At 35.7% G+C, this 13,375-nt stretch carries 11 protein-coding genes; 9 read left to right on the top strand and 2 right to left on the bottom strand.

Annotation, left to right across the window (positions count from 1 at the left end):
• Nucleotides 1-126: 126 nt before the first annotated feature.
• Nucleotides 127-1,278, bottom strand: coding sequence for a formimidoylglutamase (locus ACNQGN_RS12235; protein WP_417988116.1), 1,152 nt, complete (start codon nucleotides 1,276-1,278; stop codon nucleotides 127-129).
• A 69-nt stretch (nucleotides 1,279-1,347) separates the two neighbouring features.
• Entirely contained in the window at nucleotides 1,348-3,864 is a 2,517-nt protein-coding gene (topA, locus tag ACNQGN_RS12230) for a type I DNA topoisomerase (RefSeq protein WP_417988115.1), read from the bottom strand.
• Nucleotides 3,865-4,343: 479 nt separating this feature from the next.
• Here topA and ACNQGN_RS12225 point away from each other — a divergent pair, with 479 nt between their 5' ends.
• From ACNQGN_RS12225 to ACNQGN_RS12185, 9 genes are all read left to right on the top strand, one after another.
• Entirely contained in the window at nucleotides 4,344-5,918 is a 1,575-nt protein-coding gene (locus ACNQGN_RS12225) for a glycerol-3-phosphate dehydrogenase/oxidase (RefSeq protein WP_417988114.1), read from the top strand.
• A 30-nt stretch (nucleotides 5,919-5,948) separates the two neighbouring features.
• Nucleotides 5,949-7,445: a glycerol kinase GlpK gene (gene glpK, locus ACNQGN_RS12220; protein WP_417988113.1), complete on the top strand. Its 1,497-nt coding sequence runs from the start codon at nucleotides 5,949-5,951 to the stop codon at nucleotides 7,443-7,445.
• 19 nt (nucleotides 7,446-7,464) lie between these two features.
• Nucleotides 7,465-8,196: an MIP/aquaporin family protein gene (locus tag ACNQGN_RS12215; RefSeq protein ID WP_417988112.1), complete on the top strand. Its 732-nt coding sequence runs from the start codon at nucleotides 7,465-7,467 to the stop codon at nucleotides 8,194-8,196.
• 114 nt (nucleotides 8,197-8,310) lie between these two features.
• Entirely contained in the window at nucleotides 8,311-9,756 is a 1,446-nt protein-coding gene (miaB, locus tag ACNQGN_RS12210; protein ID WP_417988111.1) for a tRNA (N6-isopentenyl adenosine(37)-C2)-methylthiotransferase MiaB, read from the top strand.
• Between the two features lie 81 nt (nucleotides 9,757-9,837).
• Entirely contained in the window at nucleotides 9,838-11,097 is a 1,260-nt protein-coding gene (locus ACNQGN_RS12205; protein ID WP_417988110.1) for a sigma-54 interaction domain-containing protein, read from the top strand.
• A gap of 44 nt (nucleotides 11,098-11,141) precedes the next feature.
• The gene (locus ACNQGN_RS12200) at nucleotides 11,142-11,645 is read left to right on the top strand and encodes an LptE family protein (RefSeq protein ID WP_417988109.1); all 504 of its coding nucleotides are present in this window, start codon (nucleotides 11,142-11,144) and stop codon (nucleotides 11,643-11,645) included.
• Between the two features lie 127 nt (nucleotides 11,646-11,772).
• Nucleotides 11,773-12,624 (top strand): tetratricopeptide repeat protein, encoded by an 852-nt coding sequence (locus ACNQGN_RS12195; RefSeq protein ID WP_417988108.1) that lies wholly within the window; start codon nucleotides 11,773-11,775, stop codon nucleotides 12,622-12,624.
• Nucleotides 12,625-12,627: 3 nt separating this feature from the next.
• Entirely contained in the window at nucleotides 12,628-12,960 is a 333-nt protein-coding gene (secG, locus tag ACNQGN_RS12190) for a preprotein translocase subunit SecG (protein ID WP_417988107.1), read from the top strand.
• Between the two features lie 135 nt (nucleotides 12,961-13,095).
• Nucleotides 13,096-13,371, top strand: a complete 276-nt coding sequence (locus ACNQGN_RS12185; protein ID WP_007137725.1) for a co-chaperone GroES — start codon at nucleotides 13,096-13,098, stop codon at nucleotides 13,369-13,371.
• Nucleotides 13,372-13,375: the final 4 nt, after the last annotated feature.

The following is a 13,375-nucleotide window of genomic DNA, read 5'->3' as shown; positions in this document are numbered from 1 at the left end:
TAAATTTGGTTATCTATTCATTATTTTTAAGTATGTAAACCTATTTATTATTTTTTAGAAAAACAATTTTTTTGCACTAAACAGTGAGTTTTTTATAAAAAAATAATAAATAAGCAAAAAAAGATTCTATATGATGTTTTTCCTTTGCGCTTTCCACCATCTTTCCGGTAATTCTTGATTGCATGCCAATAAATATTCATCGTAGGAACATGGTAATAACGTATTTCTCTTTAATTTATTATTAACATTTGAAATAAATGGTATTTCTATCCACCACCTGTCGGTTTTATCGCTTTTATAAAAAACAAGCTCTTCTTCTTCCAACGGGACAATATATTTTAAATAATTTTCCTTGCTCCCAAACGGATACTCATTCGAACGATAATGAAATCCTTCTATAAAATACCAAATTATCTGAGCAATAATAACCGATTCCTGTACCGAATTATTGTGGTTAAATATTCCAAAAGAAGATACCTTGTCACTTATTCCTGCGTATCTGGATAAAGAACAAATTTCTTTACCATTGAAACCATTAGGAGCAAACGAAACAAAATTTCCTGAATCAGATGATTTAACTGAATTCAAATCAATACTTACTAAATCCGCATCTCTAAAAACAGGTTCAGAAAGAGTAATATTATTAGAAATTTCACCCAATCTGTAGCCATCAAAAAACAATTTTTCTATCAAATCTATTTCTTCCTGTGAATTGAAGTAAGTTTGATAACCAATATTACAATAATTAAAAAGATTATTAGGCTCGTCGATAATTATTTTTGTCAAATAAGAAGCAGCAGACACCGCTTCATTTTCTTTTCCGAAATCAAATTTATTATCAATAGAAACTAAATTAACCATTTGCTCCAAATCATCATAGGCTCTATAAAGTGCATACGTCAAATCTTGGGAGCCGCCAATAACTATAGGAGTAATTTTTTTCTTGATCAGACTTGCAACAACTTTTTTTAATGCAAAATAAGTATCCGCAGCCGAATTCCCTGCAAGAATATCCCCTAAATCTGCAATTGAAGCATCCCAATTTCCAGGAAACAATCCATATAACTCTTTCCTTAATGGTATTAAATCAACATCCGAAACTGCTTTTTTATCTCCGCGATTTTCCAAAACGCCTATTACGGCAATTTTAATCTTATTCAAATCAGGAAATTGTTCTTTTGTATGCAACACTATTTTACTTCCCAATTGCTGAGAAGTCAATCCGTTTATAAAACTAAGGATTTCGTCATCTACGGGTTTCAGAAAATCAAATTCCATTTTATTTCTTTTTATCCTCTCCCCAATCCTCTCCAAAGGAGAGGGGGAAGAAATTGAAATTAATTATTATTATTTCTTTTTAGCTGCGGGTTTCTTTGCAACGGCTTTCTTTGCCGGGGCTTTTTTAGCAGCTACTTTTTTTACTGGTGTTTTCTTAGCAATCATTTCCTGAACTTCCGCTAATGTCAATTTAGTGGCATCAACATCTTTACTCAATTCAATTTTGATTTTTCCTTTGGTAATAACAGAACGTCCCCAACGGGCTTTTTCAACTAAAATCCCCTCGTCTTCCCAATTATGCAAAACCTTATCAATGTTTTTTTGCAATTTATCCTCGATCAACTCTTCAACGTCTGATTGCGTTAAATTATCAAAATTGTATTTCTTGCTTACGTTTATAAATAAACCGTTCCATTTGATAAAAGGACCAAAACGCCCCACACCTTTCTGAACACCTTCGCCTTTATAAACCGCAATCGGCGCATCAGCTACTGCTTTTTCGTCAATTAATTCTTTTGCTCTTTCGAAATCTACATCCAAAGGATTTTCGCCTTTTGGTAAAGAAACAAAAGCCGCCCCATGACGAATATAAGGACCAAAACGTCCATTACTTACCTCAACTTCCTCGCCTTTATACTGCCCAAGATTTTTGGGCAACAAAAATAAATTTAAAGTTTCTTCTAAAGTAATATTTCCAATATTTTGGTCCGCCATTAAACTGGCAAACTTTTTCTCTTCATCATCTGCAGCTCCAATTTGAGCCATTGGACCAAATTTCCCTAAACGCACCGAAACTGGTTTACCTGTTTTCGGATCTGTTCCTAAAATTCTTTCGCCACTTTCTCTATCTGCATTTGCTTCAACATCTTTTACTATTGGGTGAAATTTATCGTAGAATTCTTGCATCATTTTTGTCCAAACGATATTTCCTTCCGCAATTTCATCAAAATCCTGTTCCACTTTTGCAGTAAAATTATAATCTAAAATATTTCCGAAATTCTTAACCAAGAAATCGGTAACAATAGTCCCAATATCTGTAGGGACTAATTTTCCTTTATCAGAACCAGTGTTTTCCTTCAACAACTTCTCTCCTACTTTCCCTGATTGTAGCGTCAGTTGCGTATAATTACGTTCCTGACCGTCAAGATTCCCTTTTTCAACATAATTCCTGTTGATAATTGTAGAAATAGTTGGTGCGTAAGTAGAAGGACGACCAATACCCAATTCCTCTAATTTTTTCACCAAAGAAGCTTCTGTATATCGTGCTGCAGCACGAGAATACCTTTCGGTTGCAGTGATGTAATTATTTTGTAATTTTTCGTTAACTTTCATTGCTGGCAACATTCCTTCTTGCTCTTCTTCATCGTCATCATGCCCTTCCAGATACACTTTTAAGAAACCTTCAAAAAGTAAAACTTCACCAGATGCTGTAAAAATCTCACTATGATTGTTCGCTTCGATTTTTACGTTAGTGCGTTCTAATTGCGCATCACTCATTTGTGAAGCCAAGGTTCTTTTCCAAATCAAATCATACAAACGAGCCTGATCTCTATCAATATTCACGGTATGACGCGACATATCCGTTGGACGAATTGCCTCATGTGCTTCTTGCGCTCCTTTACTTTTATTGACAAAAGTTCGGGGTTTAGAGAATTCCTTTCCGTATGATTTAATAATTTCCGCTTCAGCAGCTTCCATCGCATCTTTAGATAAGTTTACACTATCCGTTCTCATATAGGTTATAAGTCCGGCTTCATATAAACGTTGTGCAAGTTGCATGGTAATTCCAACAGGCAAATACAATTTTCGTGCGGCTTCTTGTTGTAAAGTTGAAGTTGTAAATGGGCCAGTCGGTGATTTTTTGGTAGGTTTAGTTTCTAAATCTGCTACCTTATATGCAGAACCAATATTTTTATTTAAAAAATCTTCGGCTTCTTTTTTAGTATTGAAATTTTTAGGCAGTTTGGCTTTGAATGCTTTTCCTGATTCGTTAGTGAATTCTGCCACAATAGAATACGTTGCTATTGCTTTAAAATTTTGAATTTCTCTTTCACGTTCTACAATTAAACGTACTGAAACTGATTGAACACGACCTGCTGAAAGTCCTCCTTTAATTTTTCTCCAAAGCACAGGTGACAATTCATAACCAACTAGTCGATCCAAAACACGACGCGCTTGTTGAGCATTCACTAAATTATAATCAATTTCACGGGGATTATCAATAGCTTTTAGAATCGCTGTTTTTGTAATTTCGTGAAAAACAATTCGTTTGGTTTTCTTTTTATCCAATTTTAATTCTTCGGCTAAATGCCAGGAAATAGCTTCTCCCTCGCGATCCTCATCACTTGCTAACCAAACCATTTCAGCATTCTTGGCTAAAGTCTTTAATTTGCTGACCAACGCTTTTTTATCGGCAGAAACTTCGTATTTGGGTTTAAAACCATTTTCTACATCTACGCCAATTTCTTTGGAAGGCAAATCGGCAATATGCCCATAACTTGACTCCACTTGAAAATCACTTCCTAGAAATTTCTCGATTGTTTTCGCCTTTGCAGGGGACTCAACTATAACTAAATTCTTTGCCATTGCTCTATTTTTCTGTGACAAAAGTAGAAGTTTTTTTTAAATATTGAGCTTTTGGAAATTTTAAAAATAATTTTTACCACTAAACAGCATTCAAAAAACAATCCAAATATCAAATAGTAAAAGCAAAAAAATTGAATTATTTAAACCCTCAACTAAAAGAAATTTTACGTCTTATCAGCAACCACAACATAAACTCCTAACGCTTCAAGCGAGGTTTTTGTTTCAGGATCAGTTCCAGCAATACCAGACAAATAATGGATGTTTTAACCAGAGCCTAAAATGAAATAGTCATTATTATCAATATATTTTCTTAACTTCTATTTATAATAGTCATTAAAGCCCTTTATATGTTTCCCTTTTTGTCCCTAAAAACACAACAATGATATAAATTCCATTTTATTTTATTGAGCTTCATTTGATTTCACTAAGTTTACTTTTCAAAAGTTTTTAAATACAAATAGCTCCAAATTAGAAACATAATGAAACGGACAGAACAATTATCAAAACTAAAACAAACACAGGAATGGGATATAATTGTGATTGGCGGAGGGGCTAGCGGACTTGGCACAGCACTAGACGCTGCAAGTAGGGGATACAAAACGATACTGCTCGAGTCTGTAGATTTTGCAAAAGGAACCTCTAGTCGCAGCACAAAATTAGTTCACGGAGGTGTACGTTATTTGGAGCAGGGTGACATTTCTTTAGTCAGAGAAGCCCTAAAAGAGCGAGGGCTAATGGCCCAAAACGCAGCTCATTTAGTAAAAAACCAATCTTTTGTTATCCCAAATTACAATTGGTGGGGAGCCTATTTCTACACTATAGGATTAACTATATACGATTTGTTAGCTGGAAAACTGAGCTTAGGAAGATCAAAATATATTACAAAAAGAAAAACTATTGAATTACTCCCTACTGTTGAAACAAAAGGCCTCGTAAGTGGTGTTATATATCAAGATGGTCAATTTGACGATTCCCGTTTAGCAATAAACATAGCGCAAACGGCAGTAGAAAATGGCGCATGCTTATTGAACTATTCTAAGGTAATTAATCTATTAAAAAATGACTCAGACCAAATTATTGGCGTACTGACAGAAGACCAGGAATCAGGAGAACGGTATGAAATAAAAGGAAAAGCTATCATTAACGCAACAGGAGTTTTTACTAATGCAATAATGAAACTAAATGACACGGTATATAAAAAATATATAGTTTCAAGCCAAGGAATTCACCTTGTCTTTGACAAATCCTTCTTGCCAGGTGACCATGCCCTGATGATTCCAAAGACAAGCGATGGAAGAGTTTTATTTGCAATTCCTTGGCACGACAAAATAGTAGTTGGAACAACCGACACCTTAATCAAAAAACATAGTTTAGAACCCATTGCATTAGAATCTGAAATAGAATTTATTTTAGAAACTGCCCAACGCTTCTTGGCAAAAAAACCGACCCGAGCAGATGTTCTATCTGTTTTTGCAGGCTTAAGACCATTGGCCGCACCCGAAAAAGAAGGAAAAAGCACGAAAGAGGTTTCCAGAAGTCATAAAATAATTGTTTCCACAACTGGATTAATTACAGTAACCGGAGGAAAATGGACCACGTACAGAAAAATAGCTGAAGATATTATAGACCAGGCAATCATAGTACGCCATCTGGAAAGAAAAGCTTGTAAAACAAAGCAGATTGCAATTCATGGAAATAAAAAAACAAGTACTGCAGACCGAGAAAATCATTTATACATTTATGGAACTGATGCTGCGGAAATCATTAAATTACTAAACGCCGAACCTGAACTGAAAGAAAAACTGCACCCAGACTACAACTACACTATGGCAGAAGTAGCATGGGCTGTCCGTCATGAAATGGCACGCACAGTAGACGATGTTTTGGCCAGAAGGGTACGTTTGTTATTCTTAGATGCCCGTGCTGCCATTGCTTCATGCGAAAAAGTAGCACAATTATTAGCAAAAGAACTAGATCATGACGAGATTTGGATTCAAAACCAGATAGCAGAATTCAAAAGTATTGCGACAGGATTTCTTTTGAAGGAACTATAAAAACTAATCAAAAATCTATAAATAGTAACCATGCAAGACAAATTAATTTTAGCGCTGGATCAAGGAACAACTTCTTCGAGAGCTATCATATTTAACCATGGCGGAGAAATAGTTAGCATATCTCAACAACCATTCGAACAAATATTCCCTAAACCGGGATGGGTAGAACATAGTCCAAATGAAATATGGTCTTCGCAAATTAGTGTTGCTATAGAAGTAATCGCTAAAGCAGGAATCTCTGCTAAAGAAATTGCGGCAATTGGCATCACCAATCAACGAGAAACAACAATAGTATGGGATAAAGAAACTGGTGAGCCAATATATAATGCAATTGTTTGGCAAGATCGCAGAACCGCAAAATATTGTGATGAATTAAAAGCACAAGGTCATGCGGAAATGATCCAAAAAAAGACTGGACTAGTTTTAGATGCTTATTTTTCCGGAACTAAAGTAAAATGGATTCTAGACAATGTAGCAGGAGCTCGTGAAAAAGCAGAACAAGGAAAACTTTGTTTTGGAACTGTAGACACTTGGCTTATATGGAAACTTACAAGAGGCGCAATGTTCCTGACAGATGTTTCAAATGCGAGTAGAACCTTATTACTAAACATTCATACTTTAGAATGGGATAATGAATTATTGGAATTATTCAATATCCCAAGAGCAATATTACCTAAAATAAAAGAAAGCAGTGAAATATATGGAGAAACCTGCACAACACTATTTGACGTAAAAATACCAATATCAGGTGTCGCGGGAGACCAACAAGCAGCCCTTTTTGGGCAACTGTGCACGGAACCCGGAATGGTAAAAAACACCTATGGCACCGGATGTTTCATGTTGATGAATACAGGAGAAAAACCCATTTATTCTACTCATAATTTATTAACAACTGTTGCCTGGAAAATAAAAGGAAAAACAACCTATGCTCTTGAAGGCAGTGTTTTTGTAGGCGGCGCAGCAGTACAATGGCTTCGAGACGGAGCAAAAATGATAGATTCTGCAGAAGAAATAGAAACTTTAGCAGCTAGCGTACCTGACAATGGAGGCATTTATTTTGTTCCTGCTCTAACGGGCTTAGGAGCACCATATTGGGATCAATATGCAAGAGGTGCGATTGTAGGTATTACCCGAGGAACAACAAATGCACATATTGCACGTGCTACTTTAGAAGGAATCGCCTATCAGGTATATGATTTAGTAAAAGCTATGGAAGCTGATTTTGGAACAAAAGGAAAAGAATTAAGAGTTGATGGCGGTGCAGTCGCAAATAATTTATTGATGCAATTTCAATCCGACTTGTTTGACTTTAAAGTAATCAGACCAAAAACATTAGAAACAACAGCTTTAGGAGCAGCCTACTTAGCCGGATTAGCTATAGGATATTGGAAAAGTGTAGATGACTTGCAACAGCAATGGTCAGTAGATCGCATATTTTTGCCTGAAATGCCTAAAACTGAAGTAGAAAAATTAGTAAAAAACTGGGACAGAGCCGTTGGCCGGGCTATTAACTGGATTGAAGAATAATCTCTAAAACTATGCATCTATGACTCCATTTATAGCAGAAATCATTGGTACAATGTTAATTATTTTATTAGGCAACGGTGTTGTCGCTAACGTAGTACTCAAAGAAACTAAGGGAAATAACTCGGGATGGATCGTAATTACTGCTGGCTGGGCGTTTGCAGTTTTTATTGGTGTTACTGTTGCTGGTCCAGTAAGTGGTGCCCATTTAAATCCAGCCGTAACACTTGCATTAGCTCTTACCGGGAAGTTCGAATGGAATCAGGTTTCAATTTATATTATTGCGCAAATGATTGGCGCCATGTTAGGTGCTTTTTTAGTTTGGCTTTCTCATAAAGATCATTTTGCACTAACGGAAGACGATGGTAAAAAACTAGCTTGTTTTTCTACTGGACCTGCTATTAGAAATACCTTTTCGAATCTAATCAGCGAAATTATAGCAACTTTCGTCTTGATCTTCACGATTTTCTATATTTCAGGTCCTGAAATAATCCTACATTCCGATAGCACCGCCAAAATTGGCCTTGGCTCAGTAGGTGCATTACCAGTAGCCATTTTAGTATGGTCAATTGGTCTTTCTCTAGGTGGTACAACTGGCTACGCAATAAATCCTGCGAGAGATTTGGGTCCCAGAATTATACATGCGCTCTTACCCTTTAAAGGAAACAGTGATTGGAGTTATGCCTGGATTCCCATTATTGGGCCTATAATAGGATCCTGTTTAGCGTCGGCCTTATATTTGCTCTTGTTCTAAAAAGCACGAAAGTTTTTTATTTAGGCTATAAATCCAAAAACATTGTTAATTCTTCGTCTGACATCTTGTCATATTTATTTGAATTGCGTTATCTTTGTGCTTTGAAATTACATGATGGAAAAGATTATTGAAGAAAGCAAACAAGGTGAAAGTCTTGTTTTAGAACATAAACCCGAGAATACAAAAAAATTATTTATAGAAAGCTATGGCTGCGCGATGAATTTTTCGGACAGCGAAATAGTAGCTTCTATTCTGTCTGGAAATGGATATAATACAACGCAAGTTCTTGAAGAGGCCGATTTGGTTTTAGTGAATACCTGTTCCATTCGGGATAAAGCCGAACAAACGATTCGCAAACGATTGGAGAAATACAATGCTGTGAAACGCATTAATCCAAAGATGAAAGTGGGCGTTTTAGGCTGTATGGCTGAACGTTTGAAAAGTCAGTTCCTTGAAGAAGAAAAAATCGTAGACCTTGTTGTAGGTCCTGATGCCTATAAAGATTTGCCCAACCTTTTGCAAGAAGTTGAAGAAGGGCGTGATGCGATTAATGTGATCTTATCGAAAGATGAGACGTATGGTGATATTTCCCCTGTTCGACTAATGAGCAACGGAATTACTGCTTTGGTTTCTATCACTCGCGGTTGCGATAATATGTGTACGTTTTGCGTGGTGCCTTTCACCCGTGGACGAGAACGCAGTAGAGAACCACAAAGCATCATGAAGGAAATTCAGGATTTGTGGGACAAAGGCTTTAAGGAAATTACACTTTTAGGTCAGAATGTGGATAGCTATTTGTGGTACGGCGGCGGATTAAAGAAGGATTTTGAGAACGCTACCGAAATGCAGAAAGCAACGGCAGTTGATTTTGACCAATTATTAGAAATAGTTGCGGTTGGTTTTCCTAAAATGCGCATTCGTTTTTCTACTTCTAATCCACAGGATATGCATGAAAGCGTGTTGCACGTCATCGCAAAACATCCCAACATCTGTAAACACATACACTTACCGGTTCAATCCGGAAGCAATAGAATCTTAAAAGAAATGAATCGTTTGCATACCCGTGAAGAATACATGGCTTTGATTGACAAAATCAGAACTATTATTCCGAACGGTTCCATTTCGCAGGATATGATTACCGGTTTTCCAACAGAAACTGAAGAAGACCATCAAGACACGTTGAGTTTAATGGAATACGTGAAATATAACTTTGGTTATATGTATTCGTATTCAGAACGTCCGGGAACTTTGGCTGGAAGAAAAATGGAAGATGATGTAACCGAAGAAACGAAAGCGAGAAGGTTGCAGGAAATTGTTGACTTACAACAAAAACATGCTTGGTTACGAAGTGAGGAATTCATCGGTCAAACTGTAGAAGTTTTGGTTGAAAAAGTTTCAAAAAAATCAACTGAAGAGTTTTCTGGAAGAAATTCACAAAGTATTACTGTAGTTTTCCCAAAAGAGAATTACAGGATTGGTGAGTTTGTGAATGTGAGAATTTTGAGTTGTACCAGCGGAACTTTAAAAGGGGAAGCAGTTGGGTTAAGTGAAATGAATTAGAAAAAGTTTAAAACTTAAGGTTAAAGTTACTTTAATTACTTGAAATCTTAAACGAGGAAAACTTGAAACAAAAGATAGAACATGGAATCAGTTCAAGCAATAAAACAACGCTTTGAGATCATCGGGAATGACCCGAAACTTAATCGTGCGATAGAAAAAGCCATTCAGGTTGCTCCTACTGATATTTCGGTATTGGTAGCTGGAGAAAGTGGTGTGGGAAAAGAGAATATTCCAAGGATAATTCATTCGCTCTCCCATAGAAAACACGGAAAATATATTGCTGTAAACTGTGGTGCAATTCCCGAAGGAACAATTGACAGTGAGCTTTTCGGCCATGAAAAAGGGGCTTTTACCGGTGCAACAAACACTCGTGAAGGGTATTTTGAAGTAGCTGACGGCGGAACAATTTTCCTTGACGAAGTTGGCGAATTGCCTTTGACTACTCAGGTGCGATTGCTTCGTGTTTTAGAAAATGGCGAATTCATAAAAGTAGGTTCTTCACAAGTGCAAAAAACGGATGTAAGAATCGTTGCCGCTACTAATGTCAATCTGTTTAATGCCATCGAAAAGGGGAAATTCCGCGAAGATTTATATTATCGTTTGAGTACGGTAGATATTAATTTGCCCCCATTACGAGAACGAAAAGAAGACATTCATTTACTATTTAGAAAATTTGCTTCCGATTTTGCGCATAAATATAAAATGCCTCCTTTGAAATTAGAAGAAGGTGCTGTTATTGTTTTGCAAAAATTTCGCTGGAGTGGTAATATCCGTCAGTTGAGAAACGTAGCCGAACAAATTTCGGTTTTAGAAACGAATCGCGAAATTTCGGCTGCCACTTTACAATCCTATTTACCTGCTGAAGGCACCAATTTACCATCAGTAATTAAAGATAAGAAAGGTGATAGCGATTTTAATACCGAAAGAGAAATTTTGTACAAAGTGCTTTTTGATATGAAAAGCGACTTACATGATTTGAAGAAACTCACTTTAGAATTGATGCAAAGTGGAAGTTCTAAAGTGCAAGAAACGAATCAAAACTTGATCAAAAAAATATATGGTTCACAAGAAAATGACAGCGAAATAGATTTTGAAGAAGAACCACGAACAGCTTTGATTACTACTCAAAATAAAGAGGAGCGCTATCAGGAGCATGACGATAGTTATCTCTTTGCAGAGACAATTGAAGAGGAAGAAGAAATTTTGAGATTAGAGCAGAAAGAAATTGAAATGATTAAAAAATCATTGGAAAAAAATAAAGGAAAGCGAAAAGCTGCTGCAGATGAATTAGGAATTTCCGAAAGAACTTTATACCGAAAAATTAAGCAATTTGATTTGTAAAAAAACGAATTGTAAATTAAAAACAAACATCCTTGAAATTTAAAATGAAAAACATAAAGTATATTTATATTTTGTTAATCGCAGTAACCTTCAATAGTTGCTCAGTTTACAACTTTACAGGAACAGGAAAAATTGATGCAAAAACCTTTCAGGTGAATTTTTTTCAAAATAATGCGGAGTTGATTGAACCTGGAATTGACAGAACATTTACCCTTGCATTACAAGATATTATTCAGAATCAAACCAACTTAAATCTGGTAAAAAGCGGTGCAGATTTAACTTACGAAGGTGAGATTGTAGATTACAGAATAAGTCCAATGACAGCAACTGCTGATCAACAAGCCTCTCAAAACAGATTAAAAATAAGAGTGAATGTTCGGTTTACAAATAAAAATAAAGAAACAGATGACTTTGAAAAAACATTCGAGTTTTATTATGATTATCCGGCCGATCAACAACTTGTAGGTTCAACTCTGAATAGCGCATTGAAAGAAATTTTCGAAAGAATAACCCAAGATATCTTTAATGAATCTCTTGCAAAATGGTAAAAGCCCAATGGCAATATTAACCTGGAATCCTGTTTTATAAATTACATTCCTTTTTAATACCTTTATGAATTAATTATTTTTTGAAATCTGGTCCCAAGCGATGGGGCTGAAATCTGGAATCTGAAAAATGAACGTAACCGACTATACCTATTTATTAAACAGACCTGATGCTATCAATGAGAAGCAAACGGAAGCTTTGGGAAATGTATTGGATGAATTTCCTTATTTCCAAAGTGCCAGAGCTTTACGTTTAAAAGGCCTTTACAATCAAAATAGTTTTAAGTACAATTTTGCTTTAAAAGCTACTGCCGCACACACAACCGACAGAACGGTATTATTTGATTTTATCACTTCCGATACTTTTACTGCGATTCAAAAAGATTTATACGATAAAAAAACATTAGAGCTTCTTGAGATTACTGTTGTGGATAGTGAAATAATTTTACACGAAGTAAAATCGGAACTAAAGGTAAATACTCTGGAACAATCGATTCTTACTTCCATAAGAGAAGCTTTACCTTTTGAAGATGATGAGAATTCAAAAAACGCAGCAGAAAAATTAGCGATTGGGACACCTTTGGACTTCTCTATAAGTGAAAAACATTCCTTCCAGGAGTGGCTTCAATTATCCCGAGCGCAGCCTATTGTTAGAGCAACAGAAAGTTTGACTATTTCTAAAGCACTGCCAATAGATGAAGACAAAAAGAAAAAAGCAGCAATAATTGACAAATTTATAGAAACCAGCCCTAAGATTTCTCCTGTAAAACATGGTGTAGCATCAACAGTAACTTTTGATCTTAATAAAGATGACAATTCCTATTTGATGACAGAGACTTTGGCTAGAGTCTATTTGGAACAAAAAAAATATCAAAAAGCGATTCAAGCATATGAAATATTAATTTTGAAATATCCAGAAAAAAGTAGTTTCTTTGCAGACCGTATATCGGATATTAAGATTTTACAACAAAACAATAATTAAACAATGAGCACATTTTCAATTTTTTTAGTTTTAATAACAATAGTTTGTTTCCTATTAATCGTAGTAATAATGGTTCAAAACCCTAAAGGGGGTGGATTATCTTCTGCTATAGGTGGTTCTCAAATGTTAGGCGGCGTACAAAAAACAACAGATTTTTTAGACAAAAGCACTTGGACATTAGCCACTATTTTAATTGCACTTATACTTCTTTCAAGTTTAAGCTTTACCGGAGCACTAAGTGATACTGATTCTAAAATTATTGAACAAACAGAAACTACTGCTACACCAGCAGCTCCTGTTCAAAATACACCTGCTGCAACAAATCCAGCAGAATAAATTAACACCACATATTCTGAATGCCAGCCTGTCAAAGCTGGCATTTTTTATAAGAAAATATGTCAGTTTAAATAGGATGGCACAATTTCTGAAATCCTAAAGGCAATCATAAAAATAACATAAAAACATAAAATCATGGCTTTAAACATCAAACCACTTTCAGACAGAGTTCTTATCGAACCAGTTGCAGCTGAAACTAAAACTGCGTCAGGGATTTTCATTCCAGATACAGCTAAAGAAAAACCACAAAAAGGAACTGTAGTTGCCGTTGGAAACGGAACAAAAGAGCACACAATGACTGTAAAAATAGGTGATTCTGTTCTTTACGGAAAATATGCTGGAACTGAGTTGAAATTAGAAGGAAAGGATTATTTGATCATGCGTGAAGACGATATTTTAGCAATAATATAATCGA

The organism is Flavobacterium rhamnosi, assembly GCF_048286515.1.
In the GTDB taxonomy this organism is placed as follows: Bacteria; Bacteroidota; Bacteroidia; order Flavobacteriales; family Flavobacteriaceae; genus Flavobacterium.
This window is presented reverse-complemented; position numbering and strand designations above follow the sequence as displayed.